Source organism: Brevundimonas sp. AVps31, from assembly GCF_058681355.1.
The window spans coordinates 2969207-2991379 of the sequence record NZ_CM178736.1; the positions used below are offsets into that span (position 1 = coordinate 2969207).

Below are 22173 nucleotides of genomic sequence, written 5' to 3' on the forward strand. Positions count from 1 at the left end.
GCAAACCAAACCGGCTACAGTCCATAGAGATAGCGACGATCACATCTTTCGCCCGGAGACAAACCGATCTGAACCCGATCATAGATCGCGGCGTCGCTCGCGCTACCCGACAGGGCCGAACCTTCAAGGACGACGAGCATTCGTTCATGCTCGCCGTCCGGAGCCATGACTACGAAGCCGTAGCGGGCGCTCCGGCGAGACCGATAGAGTGAGTTCGTATGTTCTCGGCGGACGAGGACGCCCAGATCGGTGGGCGTGCGCATGACCTCATTTTCAGAGAGGCGGTAGCGTCCCGACGGGCCGGCGATATCAAGAGTCACGCCGTGCATGCCTGCCCTCACCTCCTCCACCACCTCGTCGGCCCGCAGACTGAAGCGGCTGTAGGCGAAGCACAAAGTGGCCGGGCCACGGACGTCGGCCTGCCTCTCGAGCGCTAGCATTGAGATCAGGGCCAAGGTGGTGAGCATGAGGCAGACTAGCACCGATGCGGATACGAGAAAGGGCGCCGCGACCTTGGCCGCGACGCCCTCTCTTTCAGTCTTCGACCAGTCCGACTACTGCAGCGGGAACGGGTCGGTTGCGGTCGGCCGGGTCGGCATCGGCATGCGCGGCAGGGGCTCGTCCGAGTTGGCGGCGTTCAGCAGGAAGGACGCCAGGATGACGGCGGCCTGACGCAGGTCTTCGGCCCGCATATGGTCATAGCTGTCGATCGAGGTGTGGTGCAGGCGCGCGCCGTAGTCGAGCGGGTCCTGGATGAACTGGAAGCCCGGGACGCCGACCGTCTGCATATAGACGTGGTCGGTGCTGCCCGAGGTGCGCATCGACACCGTGGTGGCGCCCATGGCGTTAAACGGGGTCAGCCAGTCCTGGAAGATCGGGGCGGCGGCGACATTGCCCTCGGCATTGATGCCGCGGATCTTGCCCGAGCCGTTGTCCAGGTTGAAGTAGGCGACCAGATCGCCGTGACCCGCGCGCGGCTGGATCGGCCAGCGCTGACGCCAGGTGCGGTTGTTCGGCAGAGCGTCCAGGGCGGCGTCGCCCAGCGGGGCGCGGGTGGCGACGTATTTGTCGACATAGGCCAGCGAACCCCACAGCCCCTGCTCCTCCCCGCTCCACAGGGCGAAGCGGATGGTGCGCTTGGGACGCACATTCATGGCGCGCAGGATGCGGGCGGCCTCCATGACCACGGCGCTGCCGGCGGCGTTGTCCACGGCCCCGTCCGAGGCGGCCCAGCTATCCAGGTGGGCGCCGGCCATGACGTATTCGCCCGAGCGGCTGGTGCCCTGGATGTCGGCCAGGATGTTGTAGGCGTTGGTGTCCTCCTCGTGGAAGCGGACTTCGCTCATCAGCTCCAGCGTCGGCTTGGCGTCGTCCGTCAGGGCCAGGCGGGCCAGACGGCGATAGTCCTCGGCCGCCAGCTCCATGCCCGGCGTCTTGCGCTGGTCGTCCATGCGATAGCCCGAGCCGTTGCCGTGCAGCAGGCCGCCGTCGCGTTGCGACATGCGAACCCAGGCCAGCGCCCCCTCTTCCTGCAGGAAGGCGTCCAACTGGCGGGCGAAGTCCGGCCCGCGCAGGCTGTCGGTCGACGGCGCCGTGATGTTGGGGATGTTGTAGGTGTCGGCGTTCTGCAGGTCCTCGTCCGTCAGGCGACGGAAGGCCGGATCGGTCGGCTCGGAGCCGGCGGTGGGGCGCGAGACCAGAACGATCTTGCCCGACAGCTTGCCGCGCCATTTGGCGAAGTCGCCGGCGCTGGTCATCGGGGCGACGACGACTTCACCGCTGACGGTTCCGGGCGTGGACGGGGTCCAGGCGATGGGAATGGCGCGCAGGTCCAGCGGGCGCGGCGCGGTCATGCGGGCGCTGGAGCGGACGACCGACCAGCCGCGGCCGAAGTCGAACGGGTCGGCGCGGACATTGGTCAGGCCCCAGTCGCGGAAGCGCTGGGCGGTCCAGGTCTCGGCCTGACGCATCTGGGGCGAGTTGGTCATGCGGCCGCCGATCCGGTCCGTCAGGTAAGCGGCGGTGTTCATCACCTCGCTGTGGTTCAGGCCCTGATCGATGATGCCGTTGACGGCGACCAGATCGGGCGACTGGGCCAGCGCGGACGTGGCGAACGGAACGGCCGTCAACGCAATCGCGGTGGCGGACAACAAGGCGGCAAGACGCATGAAAACTCCCCTGAATCACGGAACGGCGGCGATAGGACCCCAAGCCCGGCCGTAGTGCAAAGGAAGAACGTCGCTCGCGCGTCAGTCCGTCGCGGGCTGCGTCCAACGCCCTGCCCGAGCTTCGGCCAAATAAATATACTCACTGTGAGCAAAAGTCGTTGACAGGCCCGGGGCTGGGTCGCAATCCTCGGCAAGACGGAGAGGACTCCGGGTTCGGAAATGAGGCGAGACGAATGGCGCACATCAGGAATTTCGGCTTCTTCGCCCAGCTCCGGAGCGAGGCGTCCAGCCACGTCATCCGCTTTCATGGCGGCAAGCCGGCGCGGTCCGGTCGAGGTCTGACCTTCTGGTTCATGCCCGAAAGCGCCAGCATCTCGGAAGTCCCGATGGACGACCGCGAGATGACCATCTTCGTCAAGGGACGCTCGAAGGACTTCCAGGATGTCGGGGTACAGGGAACCATCACCTGGCGCGTCGCCGATCCTGACCTGCTGGCCCAGCGCGTCGATTTCAGCATCGGACTGGTGACCGGCGAGCACCAGAATGAACCCCTGCAGCGGATCGAGACACGCCTGAACGGTCTGGCGAGTCAGACGGTGCTTCAATACATGGCCGAGAAACCGGTGCGGGAACTGCTGGACGCCGGTCTCGACCCCCTGCGTCTGCGACTTGAGACAACATTGGCCGAAGCCGCGGCCCTGACGGATATCGGCGTGGTCGTGGTCACAGTGCGGCTGACCAACCTTGCCCCGTCCAAGGAGCTGGAACGGGCGCTGCAGACACCGACCTTCGAGGCCTTGCAGCAGAAGGCGGACGAGGCGACGTTCGAGCGTCGCGCCCTCGCGGTCGACAAGGAGCGGGCCATCGCCGAAAACGAACTGGCCAACCGCACGGAGCTTGCCCGGCGCGAGAAGATGCTGATCGCCGAGGAGGCGGACAACGCCCGCAATCGCGCGACCGGCGTGGCCGAGGCCAGCCAGATTGAGGCTGGCGCCGAGGCCGGGCGTATCCGCACCATTGAGAGCGCGCGGGCCGAGGCGGAACAGGCGCACGTCGATGTGTACAAGGATGTGGCTCCGGCGGTGCTGCTGGGCCTGGCGGCGCGCGAGTTTGCAGGCAAGCTGGACACCATCGAACATCTGAACGTCACGCCGGATCTGCTGGCGGCTCTGGTGGGCGAACTGCGTCAGCCCAAGGCCGCCCGCATCGACGCGGGCTGATCGGACCCGGCCATGGCCACCCTCACCCCCCGGGTCGTTTTCGTGAAGCGGGAGACCGACTACGAGCAGTTGATCGCCCGTCACGGCACACGGGAGCAGGCTCGGTTCTTCCTGGCGGCGCGCGGTCAGTCGATCGAGGCGGTCGAGCACGCTCACCAGGCGTTCGCCGACGCCCTTCGGCTCGCCCGCGCCTCGACGCCGTCGGAATGGCGACAGGCGCTGGTGACCCGGGAAGACTTCGACCGCTTCCTGTTCGGCCCGGAGGACATCGTCGTGGCGGTGGGACAGGACGGCCTCGTCGCCAATGTCGCCAAATACCTGCGCGGCCAGCCGGTGCTGGGGATCAACCCCTCACCTGACCGCTACGACGGCGTGCTGGCGCGCCACGCGGCGGGACATTTGAAGGCCCTGCTGCCCGCCACTTTCGCCGGCGAGGTTCGGGTGCAGAACCGGACCATGGTTCAGGCCCGTATGGACAACGGCGATGTCCTTCTGGCGCTGAACGAGATTTTCGTGGGGCACCGGAGCCACCAGTCGGCTCGCTATCGGATCGAGGACGGTGCGACCGCCGAGGAGCATTCCTCCAGCGGCCTGATCGTCTCGTCGGGGACCGGGATGACGGGGTGGGCCCGGTCGATCCGCGAGGCTACCGGGGTGAAGCTGACGCTGACGCCGGAGGAGCGGGCCGTCGTCTATCTGGTGCGGGAGCCCTTCCCCAGCGTCTCGACGCGCACGACCATGCGGGCCGCCAAGCTGGGCGATACGCCGTTGTCCGTCATTTCGCGGATGGGCGAAGGCGGCGTGATCTTCGCCGACGGGATCGAACAGGACTTTGTGGTTTTCGAATGGGGCCGGCGGGTGCAGGTAGGGCCGTCCGACCGATCGCTCCGACTGGTGATCGGCTAGTCCGTCGCGGCGTCGGGGTCGATCGCCTCCTCGACCAGCTTGCGCCAGACCGGGTCGGTGTCGTCGACCAGGTCGCAGTCTTCCATCAGGGCCACTGCGGCCGAACCGTCGGGCAGGATGAGGCCCAGCACGTCCATCTCCTCGCCCTCGGAGCCGAGGTGGCTTTCGGCCTGGACGACGATCGCCGCCTGTTCGCCACCCTCCTCCCACCAGATCACCGGCTGGGGCAGGTCCATATCGATGACGCGGGGATCGGCGGTGTCGTTCAGGGCGAAGACCGCGACCTTGGCCTGAACGTCGTCCAGCGTGGCGATCCGGCCGTTGAAGGGCGTCAGGCGCGCCCAGTCGTCGGCGTCATAGCCGCCGCCGTCCTCGCCGAAGTCGCTGATCTCTTCGCTCATGCTCGCCGCTCCTGCCGTTCTGCGCCGACATAAGGAAAAGGGGCGCAATTCCCAAGGGGCGTTGTCAGCGCGTGTCCGGCGCGTCCGGATCGGCGGCCCCCTGACCGCCGGTCCCCACGCCGCCGCCGCCCATGCCGCCCATGCCGCCCCCGCCACCGCCACCGCCAGCGCCGCCTCCGCCCGCACCCCTCTCGCCCTTGCCGCCGCCTCCGCCCGATCCCGAGGGGCGCACCGGGCCCTGCCGCGGAATGATGAGGTCCGCGGGAACGGGATCGAGGTCCAGGGCATGGCGGATGAAGTCGCGCAGGGAGACGACCAGGTCATGCGTCTGGACCGGGCGACCTTCGACCAGTTCAAGCGCGGCGCGCTGGGCCAGCCGGACCTGCGGCTCGGTGCCGAGCAGGATGATGTCGGACAGCGCCGCCTCCACCGTATCGCGGATGCGACGGGACCGGTCGGATCCACCGGGGTCCAGGGCCGCGAGCGGGTCGGCCGCGCGTTTGCGCAGGTCGCGCAGATGGGTGGGGTCGACCGTCAGATCGCCGGTGAAGGAGCCGCCCAGCACCTTGTAGGCCGCGATCAGGGTGCGCAGGCGCTCGTTGATCTGGCGGTTCATGCGCTCCCGGCGCTGCTGGACGGTCATCATGACCAGCAGGCGGATGCCGACGCCGACCAGCGCCACCACGGCCAGGCCCGCGAGCGTGGTCAGCACGTTCTGCCATGAGCTGAAATCCAGGCCGCGCATGCCGCTCTCCGGTCGCGCCGGTCCGGGGCGCGGCGGTGGAACGCGTGAGCCCGCGAGAGGCGCCGCAAAGAAAAAGGGCCGGCGACCGAAGCCGCCGACCCTCACTCATTCAGTCCCGGAGGACGGTCGGTCTTACTGACCCATCATCGAGGCGACTTCCGAAGCGAAGTCCGGGCCTTCGACCTTCTCGACGCCTTCACCCAGGGCCAGGCGGACGAAGCCGGCCAGGTGCAGGCCGGGGGCGCCCAGTTCCTTGCCCGTGTCGGCGACCAGCTGTTCGATGGTCACGTCGGGGTTCATGACGAACGGCTGCTTGGTCAGCACGACGTCCTTCTGGAACTTGTTGATCTGGCCTTCCACGATCTTGGCGATCATGGCTTCCGGACGGCCTTCTTCCTTGGCCTTCTCGGTCAGGACCTGACGTTCCTTCTCGATGGCGGCCGGGTCCAGATCGTCGGTGTTCAGCGACAGCGGGGCGGTCGCGGCGACGTGCATGGCGATCTTGCGGCCCAGCTCGCGCAGGGCGGCCTTGTCGCCGCCGCCGTGCAGGGCGACCAGCACGCCGATGCGGCCCACGCCCGGCGACACCGCGTTGTGGACGTAGGAGGCGACGACGCCTTCATCGACCGACAGGCGGGCGGCGCGGCGCAGCTGCATGTTCTCGCCGATGGTGGCGATCATGTTGGTGACTTCGTCCTGGACCGTCTTGCCGGCTTCCAGTTCGGCGCCGTGCAGGGCTTCGACCGAGGCGTGCTCGAGACCCAGCTGGGCGAACGACTTGGCGGCGTTCTGGAACAGCTCGTTACGGGCGACGAAATCGGTTTCGGCGTTGAACTCGATGGCGGCGCCGACTTCACCGGCTCCGACTTCCTTCGAGGCCACGGCGACCAGGCCTTCAGCGGCGACGCGGTCAGCCTTCTTGGCGGCCTTGGACAGGCCCTTGGCGCGCAGCCAGTCGATGGCGGCGTTGATGTCGCCGTCGGTTTCCTGGAGCGCCTTCTTGCAGTCCATCATGCCGACGCCGGACTTGGCGCGCAGTTCCATCACGAGAGCGGCGGTGATCTCAGCCATGAGAATTCTCCTTGGGGTCTTTTGTATGCGGTAACGGCCGGGGTGTTGTGCCCCGGCCGTGTGTCAGTTCAACGCACGGCTTTCGTCTGAAAGCCGCGGTGCGATCCTCAGACCGCGGCCTTCTCGGTTTCGACGGCGTCGTTGGCGTCCGAAGTCGCGGCTTGCGCGGCGTCGTCGGCGACGGCGGGCTCTTCAGCGGCGGCCGGTTCGGCAGCGGCTTCCAGCTCGGCGGCGACGTCTTCAGTGCCGGCCGGGGCGGCGTCAGCGGCGACCGGGGCCGAGGCCTCGCGCAGCATCGGCTCTTCCGGGTTCACGGCGGCGCCCAGGTCCACGCCCGAGGCCGACTGGCCGGCGGCCAGACCGTCGAGGACGGCGTCGGCGACCAGATCGCAATAGGTCTGGATGGCGCGGGCGGCGTCGTCGTTGCCCGGGACCGGGAAGGTGATGCCGTCCGGATCCGAGTTGGTGTCCAGGATGGCGACGATCGGGATGTTCAGCTTGCGGGCCTCGAGGATCGCGATCGCTTCCTTGTTGGTGTCGATCACGAACATGATGTCGGGGATGCCGCCCATGTCGCGGATGCCGCCCAGCGAGGCGTCCAGCTTGTCACGCTCGCGCTGCAGGCTCAGCAGCTCGCGCTTGACGCGGCCTTCACCGCCGGACTCCAGCAGGGCGTCCAGTTCGCGCAGGCGGGCGATCGAGCCCGAAACGGTCTTCCAGTTGGTCAGCGTGCCGCCGAGCCAACGGTTGTTCATATAGTACTGGGCGCAACGCTTGGCGGCTTCGGCCACCGGGTCCGACGCTTGGCGCTTGGTGCCGACGAACAGGACGCGACCGCCCTTGGCGGCGACGTTGCGGATTTCGACCAGGGCCTGGTGCAGCAGCGGCATCGTCTGCGACAGGTCGATGATGTGGATGTTCGAGCGGGCGCCGAAGATGTAGCGGTCCATCTTCGGGTTCCAGCGGTGCGTCTGGTGACCGAAGTGGGCGCCGGCTTCGAGCAGCGAACGCATGGAGAATTCAGGCAGAGCCATGATCGGGTATTCCTTTTTCCGATAGACGTTGCGCGGGCGTTTTAAAGATCCGGCTGGACCCTCGGAATGGTGCGGTCGGGGATTTGTCCCCCGGCTGCGCCACGCCCACGTGCGAAGTGCGCGCGGCTTCTAGGCGGGATGGGCCGAAATAGCAAGCGCGGCCTTCGCCGTCAGGTCCCTCTCGGCTTGACCCGGTTCGTCGGCGCGGCGACCGCGGGGTCTTCGGGCCAGGGGTGGCGGGGGTAGCGGCCGCGCATGTCGGCGCGGACATCCTTCCAGGACCCGGCCCAGAAGCCCGGCAGGTCCCGGGTCAGCTGGATCGGACGGCGCGCCGGCGACAGCAGGGCCAGCGTCAGCGGCGTGCCCCGGCCGACCGTCGGGTGGATCCGCACCCCGAACAGCTCCTGCACCCGGATATCCACGCGCGGCCCGCCCTCGGCGGCGTAGTCGATGGCGGCGGAGCCCAGCGGGGTCTCGAGCCGCTCCGGCGCGAGGTCGTTCAGGGCGCGCTGACGGTCCCACGGGATCAGGGCGCGCAGGCCGTCGGCGAGGGCTCCGTCGGCGAGGGCGCCGAGCGACTGCACCGTGTCCAGCAAGGGCCACAGCCAGGTCTCGCGTTCGGCCCACAGGCCCGCATCGGACATGTCCGGCCAGCCGTCCTCCAGCGCCGACAGGAAGGCCAGGCGGGCGCGCAGGGCCGAGGCGCGATCGCCCCAGCGGATCGCCTTCAGCCCGTCCGCCTCGACCTCCGCCTTCAGGGCGGCGGTGATGGCCTTGCGGTCCGGCGCCCCCATGATCTTCTCATCGACGACGATGGGGCCGATCCGGCGGATGCGCTTCAGCACCATCCGGCCCGAGGGTTCGCGGGTCAGTCGGTCCTCGACCTCCAGCCGATGCTCCAGATCGGACAGGTCCACGGGCGCGGCCAGACGGATGCGGTCACGCGCGTCTCCCCCGCCCAGTTCCGCCACCGCCAGCCAGGGCTCGCGCGCCAGGACGTCGGTCGGATCGAGGAAGGCGCCGCGCCCCGAGGCCAGCAGGAACTCCCCCGGCTTGCCGCGCGCCCTGGCGACCCGCTCCGGGAAGGCTTCCGCCAGCAGGGCGCCGGGGTCGGCGCGACCCCCCTTCCCGTTTCCCGCCGCCTTCGCCCAGCGGTCGGCCAGCTTCATCGCATCACGGGCGCGCGGTGAACGGTCGATCTCCCGATCCAGGCCGCGCAGGCGTTCTGACAGGTCCACGCCGCTGCCGCCCAGTCCGGGCTCGCTGAGGACGGCGGCGATGCACGCGCCGCGCAGGGCGTCGTCCTGATCGCTCGCGACCGCCACCATATGCGCCAGCCGGGGCGACAGGGGTATGCGGGTCAGGCGGTGGCCGTGGTCGGTCAGGGCGCCGTCGGCGTCCAGGGCGTCGAGGCGGACCAGCACCTTGCGCGCCTCGGCGAAGGCGCCGGCGGGCGGCGGGTCCAGCAGGGCCAGCCCGTCCGGCGACCGCGCGCCCCACCGGGCCAGATCCAGCGCGAAGGCGGTCAGGTCCGCCTCAAGGATTTCCGGCCGCTGGTGCGCCACCAGTCCGCGCGTCTGCTCCTCATCCCACAGGCGGTAGCAGACCCCGGGCTCGACCCGCCCGGCCCGCCCCCGGCGCTGTTCGGCGGAGGATTTGCTGACCTTGACCGTGGCCAGCCGGGTCAGGCCGCTGGACGGCTCGAACCGGGGCACGCGCGACAGGCCGCCGTCGATGACCACGCGCACGCCCTCGATGGTCAGGCTGGTCTCGGCGACCGAGGTGGCCAGCACGATCTTGCGACGGCCGGAGGTCGGCGGCTCGATGGCGCGATCCTGCTCGCCCTTGTCCAGTCCGCCGTACAGCGGGACCACGTCGGCGTTGGCGGGCAGCCGATCGCCCAGGGCCCGGGCGACGCGGTGGATTTCCCCCTGCCCCGGCAGGAAGACGAGGATGGAGCCGGTCTCATCGGCCAGCGCGCCCCGCACCGCGCGCGCGACGGCGTCCTCGAGGTGTTCGGCGGGGTTGCGACCCAGGTAACGGGTCTCGACCGGGAACATCCGCCCCTCCGCCTCGATCACCGGCGCGCCGTCGAGCAGCCGGGACACGCCGGCGATGTCCAGCGTCGCCGACATGACCAGCAGCCGCAGGTCGTCGCGCAACAGGCCCTGCGCCTCACGCGCCAGCGCCAGCCCGAGGTCGGCGTCCAGACTGCGCTCGTGGAACTCGTCAAACAGAACCGCGACGACGCCGTCCAGCCCCGGGTCGTCCAGAATCATGCGGGTGAAGACGCCCTCGGTGATGACCTCGATCCGGGTCTTCGGGCCGATTCGGCTCTGCAGTCGGGTGCGATAGCCGACCGTTCCGCCCGCCTGCTCGCCCAGGGCGGCGGCCATCCGGTCGGCGGCGGCGCGCGCGGCCAGACGTCGCGGCTCCAGCACCAGCACCCGGCCGTCGCCCCGCCACGGCTGATCCAGCAGCGCCAGCGGTACGACCGTCGTCTTGCCCGCCCCCGGCGGGGCGGCCAGCACGGCGACATTGCCGTCCCGCAACGCGGCCTTCAGGGGCTCGAGAACAGAATGGATCGGAAGCATGGGCCTGCGGTCAAATCGCGCATCGCGCGATCGTCGCGCCATGAATGCTGGGGTCTAGCCGCAACGGGCCGGGTCACGAAAGCGTCGTCGCAGGTTCACGCTTCGGAAACCGCGTTGCCACCGGTCCTTCGCCCCGCTAGCGTCCGCCGCAAAGCAGCGAGAGGGCTGCTCAAACGTCGGAGGGGTAATTTATGTGGCGCGTTAAATCGCTAGACGCGATTCTGGCCACGGCCGAGAAGAAGTCGCTTCATCGGTCGCTGGGTCCGATCCAACTCACACTTCTGGGGATCGGGGCCATCATCGGCACCGGGATCTTCGTTCTGACGGCCGCCGCCTCGCAAAAGGCCGGCCCGGGCATGATGCTCAGCTTCGTCATCGCCGGCGCCGTCTGCGCCGTGGCGGCGCTCTGCTACTCCGAACTGGCGGCCATGGCCCCGGTGTCGGGCTCGGCCTACACCTATACCTATGCCGTGATGGGCGAACTGCTGGCGTGGTGCGTCGGCTGGGCCCTGATCCTCGAATACGCCGTCGCGGCCTCGGCCGTGTCCGTCGGCTGGTCGGGCTATGTGCTGGGCCTGATCGAACAGGGGCTGCATTTCGACTTCCCTGACCTGCTTTCCGCCGGACCGACCTGGTCCATGAACGGCTTCATTCCGTCGCCGGACTTCTCGGCGGGCATCGTCAACGTCCCGGCCATCCTCGTGGCCCTGGCCGTGACCGGTCTGCTGGTGCTGGGCACCACGGAATCGGCCCGCGTCAACGCCGTCCTGGTGTTGATCAAGGTCGTCGCCCTGGTGGTCTTCATCGTCCTGACCCTGCCGGTCATCAAGTCGGCCAACCTGTCGCCCTTCGCGCCCAACGGGGCGTTCGGCGCCTATTCGGGCATGGGCGTCGTCGGCGCCGCGGCCTCGATCTTCTTCGCCTACGTCGGCTTCGACGCGGTCTCGACCGCCGCCGAAGAAACCAAGAACCCGCAGAAGAACGTCCCGATCGGCCTGATCGGCTCGCTGGCCTTCTGTACGGTCTTCTATCTGCTGGTCGCCCTGGGCGCCGCCGGCGCCATCGGCGCCCAGCCGGTGCTCGGCATCGACGGCTCGGCCGTGCAGCCGGGTTCGCCCGCCTTCGTCGCCGCCTGCGCCCTGACGGAAAACAGCGAGCGTCTGGTCTGTTCGAACGAGGCCCTGGCCCACGTGCTGCGCGTCATCGGTCATGAGCAGGTCGGCAACGCCCTCGGCGTCGCCGCCATGCTGGCCCTGCCGTCGGTCATCCTGATGATGATCTATGGTCAGACCCGCATCTTCTTCGTGATGGCGCGTGACGGTCTGCTGCCGGAAGGCCTGACCAAGATGCACAAGCGGTTCAAGACGCCCTACGTCGTGACCATCTTCACCGGCGTGGCCGTGGCCATCGGCGCCGCCCTGTTCCCGGTCGGTCAGCTGGCCGACATCTCGAACTCGGGCACGCTGTTCGCCTTCTTCATGGTGTCCATCGCGGTCATCGTGCTGCGTCGGACCGATCCGAACCGCGCGCGCCCGTTCCGGATGCCGCTGGTGTACGTCATTGCGCCGCTCTCGGCCCTCGGCTGCGCCTTCCTGTTCTGGAACCTGCCGCACGACGCCAAGATGGTGCTGCCGATCTGGGGTGCTGTCGGTCTGGTGATCTACTTCCTGTACGGCATCCGGAAGAGCCACCTGGGTCGGGGCAGTGTCGAGGTCCACGAGCAGGACAGCGATCTGCCGCCGCCGCCGGCGACGACCTGATCCACGGATCAGCGCTGAAACGGAAAGGCCCGGGAGCAATCCCGGGCCTTTTTCGTCCCGGGATGCGACGATTCCGATCCCTGTTCGCCGATTCAGGATCGTGGATCGCCCCCGGCGTGGATTGTCCTTGACTCGAGGGGGCGATTCATCGTCGCGTGGCGTCTTCTCGGGGGGGAACACATCATGCATGCGGACTGGCAGGAATCTGCTTTCGGGGGCGGCCTGCTGGCCGTCTTCCTGCTGACGGTCGGGTCCATCCCGTTCGGGGTCGCCGTGACGAAAGGCCTGTTGTGGGCCGCGGTCGCCGCCGCGGGCGTCATCGTCCTGCTCAACTTCATCGACCGGAACGGCTCCGGCCTGCGGGGTCAGGTGCTTCGTCCGGGTCGGGTGGCGGTGATCTTTTCCGTGGTCGCCGGCGCCGCTGTCCGCATGCTGCTGAACTGAGCCTCTTGCCCGACGCGCCCCTGCCCCTTAGGACCGGCGGCGGACCTTTGCGGATGTGGCGGAACTGGTAGACGCACTGGATTTAGGTTCCAGCGCCGCAAGGCGTGGAGGTTCGAGTCCTCTCATCCGCACCATCCCTACAAGGCGCACAGCCCTCCGCAGTCGGTCCGTGTCATGGCCGTCCGGATCTGTCCGAAGCGCAGCCGGACACTGGCGTCGGTGATGGCGGGCAGGATGGCGTCGAGCCGCGCGATGACTTCGCGGCGTTGGTCCGGGGACATCAGGCCTGCGTAGACGTCGGCGCGCGCGACGGCTTCATCGAGAACAATCTCGCGGTTCGCCGCCCGCGTCGTCGGCTCGGCCGCCATCATCAGCACGCCGGTGTAGGTCTGAACCGCGCCGCCCCGCGCCTGGGCCGCACCGGCGCGGCGGGTCGGGGTCTTTTCCGCCTCCGACAGGCCGTCCACCACGCCGCTGAACTTGCTGAGCAACACCGCATTGCAGCGCAGGCTGAACCGCATCGCGAGCGATGCTTCGTCCTGATAACGAAGGGTGTTCTCATTCATCTTCAGGATCACGGCGTCTGTCGGACTACCCTGCACGTCGGCGGGCGACAGCCCGAACAACATATAGCCCATCATGGACCGGATCGGTGCGGCGCAGAGCGGCATCAACTGCTCCATCGCCAGCGCGTCACCGCCCTCCAGGGCGCTGACGTCATAGGCGGTTCGAACCGCGCCGGCCGTCCCCGCGACCGCGAGAACGGGCAGTTGTTCGCCGGACCTGGCCTGCTCGATGGCCGCAAGGAGCGCCTGATTGGCCTCGATAACCTGTGCGGGGGTGGTCTGGGCCTGGATCTCGCTCGCCATCAACGCGACGGCCGCGGCCGTCACCATGAACAGAACCGGTTTCATATCATCCCCCACTGACGCTTCGGGACAGGCTTAGCCGTCGTGCGTCGGTTGGGAAAGATCAGGGAAAACGTTCTTGATCTGTTCTCATTCTCGCGTATCGTTCCCCCATGGCCGAGACAGCGAAAGGACGGGGTGCGCGATCCAATGCGACCGGGCGCCATGAGCCGGAGACGGTTGAGGCCTTCGATGACGGATGGACCGATCAGGACGCGGAAACGGCGCCGCTGCGCACGACCCTGACGCCCGAGGCGGCCCGGACGATCATCGCCAAGAACACCAGTCCGGACATCGGTTTCGACCGGTCCATCAACCCGTACAAAGGTTGCGAACATGGCTGCATCTACTGTTACGCCCGTCCGTCCCATGCCTGGATGGGCCTATCCCCGGGCCTGGATTTCGAGAGCCGTATCTTCTTCAAGCCGGGCGCCGCAGGTCTGCTGGAGCAGGAACTCTGCAAGCCGCGATACGTCTGCAAACGCATCCACATAGGCGGCAACACCGACCCCTATCAGCCGGTGGAGCGGGAGCTGAAATCCACGCGCTCCATCCTGGAAGTGATGCAGCGGTTCAATCATCCGTTCAGCATTATCACCAAATCGGTGTTGATCGCCCGCGACGTGGACATCCTGGGGCCCATGGGGCGGGACGGACTGGCCTCGGCCTTCGTCTCCATCACCACCCTGGACCGGGGCCTGGCGCGCGCGATGGAGCCCCGCGCCTCCACCCCCGCCAAGCGGCTGGAGGCGATTTCCCGGCTGGCCGACGCGGGCGTGCCCGTGGGCGTCGGCTTCGCGCCGGTCATTCCCGGTCTCAACGATCATGAGCTCGAGGCCATTCTCGAGGCTGCGGCCAGGGCCGGGGCGACGACGGCCATGTATGTGACGCTGCGCCTGCCGCTGGAGATCAAGGATCTGTTCCGCGAATGGCTGGCCGACGCCCGCCCCGACCGTGCGGCGCGGGTCATGTCCCTGATCCGCCAGACCCGCGGCGGCAAGGACTATGACGCCGACTGGTCCCAGCGGATGAAGGGCACGGGACCGGTCGCCGAACTGATCGGCGCCCGCTTCAAGGCGGCGGTGAAGCGCTACGGCCTCGACGCGCCCCGGCATCAGCTGGACGAGAGCCGCTTCCGGGTCCCGGGGTCTGCGCGGAAACAGATGGATCTGTTCGACGCGGCGTGAACGGGCTGGACAAGGGCTCAGTTCGCCTGCGAACTGCGGCCGGGCCTGGGGGGCGGAATGACATTTCGAATGACGCGGCGCGGCGCGACGACGGTCGCCGCCCTGACCCTCGGACTGGTCCTCACCGGCTGCATCAAGGTCGATGTGCCGGAGCGCGCCTTCTTCTGGCCCGACGCCCGGCTGGCGCAGGACCACATCACCCTGCCCGCTGATCCGCCGCCGCCGGGCGCCGAGACCCTCGCCCTGCGCTATGCCGAAGGCCCGATCGGCGCGACCCGTATCCGCACGGCCGATACGGGACGGCCGCTGATCCTGTTCTGCGGCGGCAACATGTTCCGCCGCGCCGCCGCGGGCGGCTACCGGGCGCAGGTGCTGGCCCCGTTCGGCGATGCGCTGATGTTCGACTATCCCGGCTACGGCGACACGGCCGGGCTGGACAATTTCGCCAATTTCCGCGCCGTGGGCGAGGTCGTGGCCGATGAGGCGCGGCGTCAGGCCGATGCCGAGGGCCGCAAGCTGATCGTCTGGGGCCACTCGCTGGGCGGCATCGTCTGCGCCGGCGCGGCCCAACGCGCCCACGCCGATCTGCTGGTGCTGGAAACCACGACGCCGGGAGCGCGGGCCACGGTCGAGAATCAGGTCGGCCTGATGCGGCCCTTCATGCGCGTGACCCTCGCGCCGGCGATGAATGAGATCGACGTGCCCGCCTCCCTGCGCGGCTACCCCGGCAAGATCGTCGTGATCGAGGCCGGCAGGGACGACACCCTGCCCCCGGCCCTCAGCCGCGCCCTGGCCCGCCGGCTGGAGGCGCAGGGCAATACGGTCGAGCGCCTCGTCTTCCCGCGCGCCGGCCACACCGATGTCGCTCGCCAGCCGGACTTCACCGCGCGTCTGCAGGCCGCGCTGCGCTAGCGTCGGAAGACGCTGACCAGCTCCACATGCGCCGACCACAGGAACTGGTCGACCGGGGTGACGCGCTCCAGCCGGTAGCCGGCGTCCAGCAGCAGGCGGGCGTCGCGCGCGAAGGTGACCGGGTTGCAGGAGACATAGACGACCGTCGTGGCCTTGCTGAGCGCGATCTGCCGGATCTGGTCCAGCGCCCCCGCGCGGGGCGGGTCCAGCACGATGGCGTCGCAGCCGCGCAGGTCATAAGGGTCCATCGGGCGGCGGAACAGGTCGCGCGCCTGGGCGTCGATGGCCTTGATGCCCCTGGCCGTTTTGAACCCGGCCTTCAACGCCGCGATTCCAGGCGCGGAGCCGTCGGCGGCGATCACCGGCGCGACCGTCGCCAGCGGGAAGGTGAAGGTCCCGGCGCCGCAGAACAGGTCGGCGATCTTTTTCGCCCCCTTCACCGCCCCCACGGCCAGGTCGACCATGGCCTGTTCGGCGGGCGGCGCGGCCTGCAGGAAGCCGCCGGGGGGGACGGGCACGGTCGCGGGGCCGAACTGGACCCGGGGCTGGCGCGCCATCACGAGGGTTTCGCCCGCGAGGCTGAGCCGGGCCAGATCGGCGGCGGCCGAGGCTTCGATGGCCTTCATCTGGGCGTCGCGGGACAGGCCTCCGCCCGAGCGGCGCTCGACCCCGGTGACGTCCACGTCCAGACCGTCCAGCGTCAGGGTGACGTGCAGGGTCGGGGCGGATTTGGGATGTTCCAGAAAGGGCGCGGCGACCCTGGCCAGCGCCGGCAGGGCGGCGACCAGCCGGGGATCGGCGACGGGGCAGCTCGTCACCTCGACCAGCCGCCAGCTCTTGCGCGCCTTGAAGCCCAGGATGGCGCCGCCGTCGGGGCCGGGCCGGGCGTGCAGGGCCAGACGGCGCCGCGTGCCCGGCGCCACGGCGATCGTGGCCCCGATGTCGGCCTCGATCCCCTCGCGGGCCAGGGCCAGCCGCACCTGCTCGCGCTTCCAGTCCAGATAGGGGCCGGTCGCCCAGTGCTGCAGCGAACAGCCGCCGCAGTCGCCGTACTGCGGCGACACCGGCGCGATGCGATCGGCGCTCGGCGTCACGATCTCGATCTCTTCCAGTCGGCCGTCCCGCACCACGCCTCGCACGGTCTCGCCCGGCAGGGTCAGGGGGGCGAAGATGGGCCCGGCCGGGGTCTGGGCGATCCCGTCGCCCTGCCCGCCCACGCGCGCGATGGTCAGTGTTTCCGTCATCCGGCGCTTCTAGAGGCAAACCGCGCGACCGCGAAACATGAACGAAGATGAACGGCGCGATCAAAGGCCGTTCAGCTTGAGCCGGTCATAAGGGATGCAACAGACACGGGGCCGGTTCGTTGGGTCGTCGGGTTTGAACCACCAAGGATGACGCCGATGTTCGCCTCTTTCGCCAGCAAGACCGCCTGTGGCGCCGCCGCCGTCGCGGCCGCCGGACTGATGCTGGTCCCCGCCGCCGCCTCCGCCCAATCCTACACCTATCAGGGTGACCGGGGCGGGTACGACTACTACGGCCAGAACTACGGAGATCGTGGCTACAGCGATCGCTACGACGACCGCTATCGCGACAGCTACGACTACTGCCGCAGTGATCGCGGCCAGCGCCGCGCCGCCGGCGCGACCATCGGGGCCGGGCTCGGCGCCGTCGCCGGTTCGCAAGCCGCGGCGCGCGGTCGCCGGACCGAGGGCAGCATTCTGGGCGGCGTCCTGGGCGCTGTCGTCGGCGGGGCCATCGGCAACGACTCGGCCCGCGATTGCGATCGCTACGACGCCCGCAGCGACTACCGCTACGACGGTTACGCCTCGAACGGCTACTATCAGGATCGTGGCTACGACACGCGCTACGATGACCGTTACCGCCAGGATGACCGCTACGGTTACGGCGACCGGTCGGGCTATCGCAGCGACCGCTACGGCTGCCGCACGGTCGAGACCCGGACCCGTGACTGGAACGGCCGTCTGGTGTCCCGCTACGAGGAAGTCTGCAACGGCTACTGACGAGATCGCGTCGCCGATTATTTTCAGCCCCCCTGTCGATCGGCGATGTGGCGGAGGCCCCCGGTGGAGAAATCCACCGGGGGCTTTTCCTTTTGAGGCGGTACGATCAGCCCGCGTAGACGATCAGATTATAGGTGCTGCCGGGGCCGGGCGACACCGCCGCCTGGCAACCTGAGGTCGCGCTGGGCTCGGCCATATTGCCGTCGGCGTCGAAGTTCAGATCCACGGTCATGCCGCTGTTGATCTCGAGCTGGAACTGGCCCTGCCGACCATTGCAGCCGTGGCCGTCCTTGCGACAGTAGCCCAGATCGATCACGCCCTGCGGCTGGACATAGCCCACCTTCTGGTTCGGCAGCGGCGCATCGCAGCAGTTCCAGTCGTCCCCGCCGACGTAGACGGTGATGGGGTATTCAAAGTGATTGATGATGTGAAGCGTATTGCCCGTAGCCATGAGTAGCCCTCCCGAAGCCCGGTCGAGGATCGAGCGGGCAAGCTACCTATGCGAGTGTTAAGTCAAATAGCAACCGTTGTTACGCGAAAGCTCGTATCGCCGGGCGCCGGGTCAGTCGCGTTTGGCCCAGAGCAGGTATTCGACATTCCCGTCGCCGCCCGTAATCGGGCTTTCGGCGGTGGCCTGGACGGTCCAGCCGCGCGAGGCGATCCAGTCCGCCGCGCGGGTCAGCGCGGCCTGACGGGCCGCCTCGTCCTTGACCACCCCGCCCCGGCCGACGTCGGCGCGGGTGTCCATCTCGAACTGCGGCTTCACCAGGGTGACCAGGTCCGCGCCCGGCGCGGCCAGGGCCAGGGCGACGGGCAGGACTTTCGACAGGCCGATGAAGCTGGCGTCGCAGACGATCAGAGCGGGCGCGTCCGGGATCAACTCCGGCGTCAGCTCGCGGGCGTCGGTCTTTTCCAGATTGGTGACGCGCGGGTCGGCGGCGATGCGCGGATGAAGCTGCCCCTGCCCCACGTCGACGGCCCAGACGTGGGCCGCGCCGCGCTCCAGACAGACTTCGGTGAACCCGCCGGTGGAGGCGCCGACGTCCAGCACCGTCCGCCCCTCGACCACGACCGGCCACAGGGTGAGGGCGTGATCCAGCTTCAGCGCGGCCCGGCCGACGAAGCGATGGGCCTCCACGAAGGTGATCACCGCCTCGTTCGACACGGATTGTGACGCGGCGCGCGCGGGACGGCCGTCGATGGTGACGCCGCCGGCGTCGATGGCGGCCACGGCCCGGGCCCGGCTCTCGGCCAGACCGCGGGCGACCAGAAGCTGGTCCAGCCGGGCCTTCCTCATCCCATCGCGTCCAGACGGGCCAGGGCCGCCTGCATCCGGGCCTTGCCGGCTTCGGCCTCGGCCAGCTTCTCGCGTTGCTCGTCAACGACGTCCGGCGCGGCGCGGGACACGAAATTGGGGTTGCCCAGCTTCTTGTTCACATGGCCGATGTCGCTGTCGAAGACCGCGATTTCCTTGACCAGACGCGCGCGCTCGGCGGTCAGGTCGATGATCCCGGCCAGCGACAGGGCCGCCGTATCGCCATTGATGACCAGCGACACCGCACCGGTCGGCAGGGCGTCGGCGACCGACACCTCGGACACGCGGGCCAGGGTCAGGATCAGCGGACGGTGCAGGTCGATCAGGCGCGCATTGACGTCCGACGGCTTGACGAAGGTCAGCGGCGGCTTGGCCGACGGCGGCACATTCATCTCGGCCCGAAGCTGGCGGATGTCGGTGACCAGATCGACCAGCCAGCCGGTCTCGGCGTCGGCGGCGGCGTCGATGAAGCTGTCCGGCAGGACCGGCCACGACGCCCCGATCAGGGTCGCCTCGTCCCGCGGCGCGCCGTCTCCGGCCAACTGGTCCCACAGCTCCTCGGTGATGAAGGGCATGACGGGATGCATCAGCTTCAGCGTCTGATCCAGCGTCCAGGCCGTCATGGCGCGGGTCTCGGCCTTGGCGGCCTCGTCCACGCCCTGGAAGACCGGCTTGGCCAGTTCCAGATACCAGTCGCAGAACACGTTCCAGACGAAGCGGTACAGGGCCGAGGCGGCGTCGTCGAAGCGGCCGCCCTCGATGGCGTCCGACACCTGACGCTCGGCCCGGGTCAGCTCGCCCCGGATCCAGCGGTTGATCGACTGCTGCACCGTGGCCGGATCGAAGCCCGCGACGCGGCGCGCCTCGTTCATCTGGCTGAAGCGGGCGGCGTTCCACAGCTTGGTGCCGAAGTTACGATAGCCTTCAATGCGTTGCTTCGACAACTTGATGTCGCGCGTACCCGACAGAATCGCCATGGTGAAGCGCAGCGGATCGGCGCCCAGCTCGTCGATGATGCCGAGGGGGTCGATGACGTTCCCCTTCGACTTGCTCATCTTCTGGCCCTTCTCGTCGCGGACCAGGCCATTGATGATGACCCGTTTGAACGGAACCTCATCCATGAAGTGAAGTCCCATCATCATCATCCGGGCGACCCAGAAGAAAATGATGTCGGCGGCGGTGACCAGATCGCTGGTCGGATAGAAGCGTTCGAGATCCTCGGTCTTCTCGGGCCAGCCCATGGTGGAGAAGGGCCACAGGGCCGAGCTGAACCAGGTGTCGAGCACGTCCTCGTCCTGGGTCAGCGGCTTGCCGCCCGCCTGCGCGAGGGCGTCCTCCTCCGTCTCGGCGACGAAAATGTTGCCGTCAGCGTCGTACCAGGCGGGGATGCGGTGACCCCACCAGAGTTGGCGCGAAATGCACCACGGCTCGATGTTGCGCAGCCATTCGAAATAGATCTTCGAATAGCTGGCGGGTTCGAAGACGGTATCGCCCTGCTCCACCGCCTTGATGGCCGGTTGGGCCAGGGTGTGGGCGTCGACGTACCACTGGTCCGTCAGCCACGGCTCGATGACCACGCCGGAGCGATCGCCGTGCGGGACGGCGTGCTTCGTCTTCTCGATCTCCTTCAGCCAGCCCTCTTCCTCGGCGCGGGCGACGATGGCCTTGCGCGCGGCGAAGCGATCGACGCCCTCGAACTCGGCCGGGACGTCCGGCGTGTCGGCGGCGGTGATCCGGGCTTCGGAATCCAGAATGTTCAGCGACGGCAGGCCGGCGCGCTTGCCGACCTGGAAGTCGTTGAAGTCGTGCGCCGGGGTGATCTTCACCGCGCCCGAGCCCTTGGTCGGGTCGGCATAGTCATCGGCGACGATGGGGATGCGACGGCCGACGATGGGCAGGGTCACGAACTTGCCGACCAGACCCGCGTAACGCGCGTCCTTCGGATGCACGGCCACGCCGGTGTCGCCCAGCATGGTCTCCGGGCGCGTCGTGGCGACGACGATGTAGTCGCGCGTTTCGTACTCGGTCGGCTTGCCCTCGTCATCGAAGGCGACCGGATGTTCGTAGGTGACGCCGTCTGCCAGCGGATAGGCGAAATGCCAGTAGGCGCCCTCGACCTCGCGCTGCTCGACCTCCAGGTCCGAGATGGCGGTCTGGAAATGCGGATCCCAGTTCACCAGCCGCTTGTCGCGATAGATCAGGCCGTCCTTGTGCAGCTGGACGAAGACCTTGCGGACGGCGGCGTTCAGCCCCTCGTCGAGGGTGAAGCGTTCGCGGCTCCAGTCGCAGGAGGCCCCAAGGCGACGCAGCTGGCGAACGATCGTCCCGCCCGACTCGGCCTTCCATTCCCAGATCTTGTCGACGAAGGCCTCGCGGCCCATCTCGCGCCGCCCGGCGTTCCCGGCGGCGGCCAGCTGGCGTTCGACCACCATCTGGGTGGCGATGCCCGCATGATCGGTGCCGGGCAGCCACAGCACGGCCTTGCCCTTCATCCGGTGATAGCGGGCCAGGATGTCCTGCAGGGTGTTGTTCAGCGCGTGGCCGATGTGCAGCGACCCCGTCACGTTCGGCGGCGGAATGACGATCGAATAGGCGTCGGCCGCGCCGTCCGTGGCGCTGGCGGCGCGGGGCGCGAACAGGCCGCTATCCTCCCACATCGCATACAGGCGGGGTTCGGCGGATTTCGGATCGAAGGTCTTGTCGAGCATGAAGGGGTCTTACAGCAAAATAGAAAGGGCGGCTCCGACTGGAGCCGCCCCGGAATGATCTAGCCTTGATCAGGTCGCAGGTGAAGCTAGCCGGCCGAGCGGGCGATGCGTTCGACTTCCTTGCGTACCTCGGCCTCGACGATGCCCGGCAGGTTGGCGTCGAGCCACTCTTTCAGCATCGGACGCAGCATTTCGGCGACCATGGCCTCGACGGTCGAGCCGCTGGCGAAATTCAGGTCGGCGGCGCGCGGCGCGGGGGCCGGTTCCGGCTTCTGGAAGCTGGCGGCCAGACCGGCGAAGGCCGAGGCGGCGCTGGCGGCGGCGCTTTCACCGACGAGCGAGTCGTAGTGCGGGGTCGGCACGGACGGATGCTCCGGCGTGTGGATTTGCGGGGGCGGCGCGAAGACCGATTCGCTGACCGGCTCGGCGGGGAAAGGCTCGGGCTCAGGCGCGGAGACGTCGAGGTCGCCGATCGACTCGGCGGGGGCCTGATAGGTCTCGGTCAGCTCAAGAACGTCGTCCTCGACCGGCTCCGGCTCGGGCGCGAAGGCGGGCGGCGCGGCCGCGATGATCGGCTCAGGCGCGGGCTCGGGCTCCGGGGCGGGCGCAGGCGTGGGTTCCGGCGCGGGCGCGGCGGCGGTTTCGGCCGGCGCATCGTCTTCGGAGATGATCCGGCGGATCGACGCCAGGATTTCCTCCATCGTCGGTTCCTGGGCGGTCTGGTCGGTCATGTCGAAATCCCGGGCGAACGCATGTGCGTACGGACTGAACGAATTGCA

General features: G+C 68.6%; 20 protein-coding genes and 1 tRNA gene. 8 read left to right on the forward strand and 13 right to left on the reverse strand.

Annotation, left to right across the window (positions count from 1 at the left end; all coding sequences use genetic code 11):
* Nucleotides 1-14 precede the first annotated feature (14 nt).
* The gene (locus ACW174_RS14480) at nucleotides 15-467 is read right to left on the reverse strand and encodes a hypothetical protein (RefSeq protein ID WP_492015133.1); all 453 of its coding nucleotides are present in this window, start codon (nucleotides 465-467) and stop codon (nucleotides 15-17) included.
* Between the two features lie 87 nt (nucleotides 468-554).
* Nucleotides 555-2168: a M20/M25/M40 family metallo-hydrolase gene (locus ACW174_RS14485; RefSeq protein ID WP_492015134.1), complete on the reverse strand. Its 1614-nt coding sequence runs from the start codon at nucleotides 2166-2168 to the stop codon at nucleotides 555-557.
* 233 nt (nucleotides 2169-2401) lie between these two features.
* Here ACW174_RS14485 and ACW174_RS14490 point away from each other — a divergent pair, with 233 nt between their 5' ends.
* Nucleotides 2402-3388, forward strand: a complete 987-nt coding sequence (locus tag ACW174_RS14490) for an SPFH domain-containing protein (protein WP_492015135.1) — start codon at nucleotides 2402-2404, stop codon at nucleotides 3386-3388.
* Between the two features lie 12 nt (nucleotides 3389-3400).
* On the forward strand, nucleotides 3401-4294 hold the full coding sequence (locus ACW174_RS14495) for an NAD(+)/NADH kinase (RefSeq protein WP_492015136.1): 894 nt from the start codon (nucleotides 3401-3403) through the stop codon (nucleotides 4292-4294).
* Here ACW174_RS14495 and ACW174_RS14500 read toward each other — a convergent pair.
* From ACW174_RS14500 to hrpB, 5 genes are all read right to left on the reverse strand, one after another.
* Nucleotides 4291-4695, reverse strand: a complete 405-nt coding sequence (locus ACW174_RS14500) for a hypothetical protein (protein WP_492015137.1) — start codon at nucleotides 4693-4695, stop codon at nucleotides 4291-4293. The two genes, ACW174_RS14495 and ACW174_RS14500, sit on opposite strands and share 4 nt — an antisense overlap.
* 64 nt (nucleotides 4696-4759) lie before the next feature.
* The gene (locus tag ACW174_RS14505; RefSeq protein ID WP_492015138.1) at nucleotides 4760-5440 is read right to left on the reverse strand and encodes a hypothetical protein; all 681 of its coding nucleotides are present in this window, start codon (nucleotides 5438-5440) and stop codon (nucleotides 4760-4762) included.
* A gap of 132 nt (nucleotides 5441-5572) precedes the next feature.
* Nucleotides 5573-6511: a translation elongation factor Ts gene (gene tsf / locus ACW174_RS14510; protein ID WP_492015139.1), complete on the reverse strand. Its 939-nt coding sequence runs from the start codon at nucleotides 6509-6511 to the stop codon at nucleotides 5573-5575.
* A gap of 107 nt (nucleotides 6512-6618) precedes the next feature.
* A complete protein-coding gene (gene rpsB / locus ACW174_RS14515) occupies nucleotides 6619-7545 on the reverse strand; it encodes a 30S ribosomal protein S2 (RefSeq protein WP_492015140.1) in 927 nt (308 codons plus the stop codon).
* Between the two features lie 170 nt (nucleotides 7546-7715).
* Nucleotides 7716-10139: an ATP-dependent helicase HrpB gene (hrpB, locus tag ACW174_RS14520; RefSeq protein WP_492015141.1), complete on the reverse strand. Its 2424-nt coding sequence runs from the start codon at nucleotides 10137-10139 to the stop codon at nucleotides 7716-7718.
* A 191-nt stretch (nucleotides 10140-10330) separates the two neighbouring features.
* Between hrpB and ACW174_RS14525 the strand changes: the two genes are divergently transcribed.
* From ACW174_RS14525 to ACW174_RS14535, 3 genes are all read left to right on the forward strand, one after another.
* Complete coding sequence (locus tag ACW174_RS14525) at nucleotides 10331-11899, forward strand: amino acid permease (RefSeq protein ID WP_492015142.1); 1569 nt, start codon at nucleotides 10331-10333, stop codon at nucleotides 11897-11899.
* 183 nt (nucleotides 11900-12082) lie between these two features.
* Nucleotides 12083-12343 carry a hypothetical protein gene (locus ACW174_RS14530; protein WP_492015143.1) on the forward strand — a complete coding sequence of 87 codons (261 nt, stop codon included), beginning with the start codon at nucleotides 12083-12085 and terminating at the stop codon, nucleotides 12341-12343.
* A gap of 49 nt (nucleotides 12344-12392) precedes the next feature.
* Nucleotides 12393-12477 (forward strand) — tRNA-Leu (locus ACW174_RS14535).
* 3 nt (nucleotides 12478-12480) lie between these two features.
* Here ACW174_RS14535 and ACW174_RS14540 read toward each other — a convergent pair.
* Nucleotides 12481-13257, reverse strand: a complete 777-nt coding sequence (locus tag ACW174_RS14540) for a hypothetical protein (protein ID WP_492015144.1) — start codon at nucleotides 13255-13257, stop codon at nucleotides 12481-12483.
* 107 nt (nucleotides 13258-13364) lie between these two features.
* Between ACW174_RS14540 and ACW174_RS14545 the strand changes: the two genes are divergently transcribed.
* Nucleotides 13365-14438, forward strand: a complete 1074-nt coding sequence (locus ACW174_RS14545) for a PA0069 family radical SAM protein (RefSeq protein WP_492015145.1) — start codon at nucleotides 13365-13367, stop codon at nucleotides 14436-14438.
* Between the two features lie 57 nt (nucleotides 14439-14495).
* Nucleotides 14496-15350 carry an alpha/beta hydrolase family protein gene (locus tag ACW174_RS14550; RefSeq protein ID WP_492015146.1) on the forward strand — a complete coding sequence of 285 codons (855 nt, stop codon included), beginning with the start codon at nucleotides 14496-14498 and terminating at the stop codon, nucleotides 15348-15350.
* Here the strand turns inward: ACW174_RS14550 and ACW174_RS14555 are convergent.
* Nucleotides 15347-16594, reverse strand: a complete 1248-nt coding sequence (locus tag ACW174_RS14555; protein WP_492015147.1) for a class I SAM-dependent RNA methyltransferase — start codon at nucleotides 16592-16594, stop codon at nucleotides 15347-15349. The genes ACW174_RS14550 and ACW174_RS14555 overlap by 4 nt on opposite strands.
* A 156-nt stretch (nucleotides 16595-16750) precedes the next feature.
* On the opposite strand from ACW174_RS14555, the gene ACW174_RS14560 reads away from it, so the two are divergent.
* Complete coding sequence (locus tag ACW174_RS14560; RefSeq protein ID WP_492015148.1) at nucleotides 16751-17371, forward strand: glycine zipper 2TM domain-containing protein; 621 nt, start codon at nucleotides 16751-16753, stop codon at nucleotides 17369-17371.
* Between the two features lie 106 nt (nucleotides 17372-17477).
* Here the strand turns inward: ACW174_RS14560 and ACW174_RS14565 are convergent, their stop codons facing one another.
* From ACW174_RS14565 to ACW174_RS14580, 4 genes are all read right to left on the reverse strand, one after another.
* Nucleotides 17478-17822, reverse strand: coding sequence for a hypothetical protein (locus tag ACW174_RS14565; RefSeq protein ID WP_492015149.1), 345 nt, complete (start codon nucleotides 17820-17822; stop codon nucleotides 17478-17480).
* A 111-nt stretch (nucleotides 17823-17933) separates the two neighbouring features.
* Complete coding sequence (locus ACW174_RS14570) at nucleotides 17934-18668, reverse strand: TlyA family RNA methyltransferase (protein WP_492015150.1); 735 nt, start codon at nucleotides 18666-18668, stop codon at nucleotides 17934-17936.
* A complete protein-coding gene (locus ACW174_RS14575; RefSeq protein ID WP_492015151.1) occupies nucleotides 18665-21394 on the reverse strand; it encodes a valine--tRNA ligase in 2730 nt (909 codons plus the stop codon). The genes ACW174_RS14570 and ACW174_RS14575 overlap by 4 nt, the downstream gene beginning before the upstream one ends.
* 86 nt (nucleotides 21395-21480) lie before the next feature.
* Complete coding sequence (locus ACW174_RS14580; RefSeq protein ID WP_492015152.1) at nucleotides 21481-22125, reverse strand: DUF2497 domain-containing protein; 645 nt, start codon at nucleotides 22123-22125, stop codon at nucleotides 21481-21483.
* Nucleotides 22126-22173 lie beyond the last annotated feature (48 nt).